Source organism: Halomicronema sp. CCY15110 (assembly GCF_016888165.1).
In the GTDB taxonomy this organism is placed as follows: domain Bacteria; phylum Cyanobacteriota; class Cyanobacteriia; order Phormidesmidales; family Phormidesmidaceae; genus Halomicronema.
Genome location: NZ_JACSWC010000056.1, coordinates 1 through 780, shown reverse-complemented (window position 1 = coordinate 780; position 780 = coordinate 1). Strand labels below are relative to the sequence as shown.

1 pseudogene is annotated in these 780 nt (G+C 53.7%); it reads right to left on the bottom strand.

Annotated features, from left to right (window positions below):
- Positions 1–356: 356 nt before the first annotated feature.
- Positions 357–780, bottom strand: a pseudogene (locus JUK32_RS00570) (hypothetical protein); the annotation flags it as partial.

The window sequence follows — 780 nt, the reverse complement described above, 5'->3', positions numbered from 1 at the left end:
CCGGTTTCGACTTCGCTCAACCTACCAGTATCGAGAGTTGAGCGGAGTCGAAACTCGGGTCATGGGGATCTTTTTTGCGCACAAGTCCCCTACCGCATATTTGGGGTGCCCAAAATGCCTTGCCCCTAGGGGATGTTGGCGATGACCGATTTGATTCATGCCCGCCGGACACATCAGGCCATTCCACAATTTGGATAATGCCGTGAACCGGATTGGGCATGACCACAAATACCATCGGAGATGGCTCAAACGCGCCCCTTCATCACAGGGTGACAACATGCTGGGCGTCATCAATTGACAATGTAGGCCACGTCTCGCATTCCAGAAGACTGCTAGAGTCGGAGCGTGAGTCCTGTTCAAGAGCTGCTCGCGTCTTGACGAAGGCTTTGGGCATCTAGATAGATTTGCGCCCACTCTCCAGTAACTTGTTTCGGTTTCAGGTTCGTTTCTTGGGCAATATCATCGAAACTACGCCCGGCTTTGAGGCCCTGCAAGATGCGGCGCTGAATGGGACTGCGACTCGACTGAAAAGTTTCCCACTGCTCCGGAATCAGGCCCAAGTTGTGATCTCTCAGAGACGTTTTGAGCCAGCCCAACACCAAGTCGGGTTGCTCTTTCAGCGTAAAGACGCGAATGGCGTGATAGCGAATCTTTTCCCGCAGGCGATAGGCTTCCTTCGTCGATAGGTTGAGGCGCTGAGCGACCATCTCTTGGGAAAATCCCTGGAGATGCAGTTCCAGCCAGGCGACGGCGGTCTCGTCTAGTGTGTCTTGCAAGTAG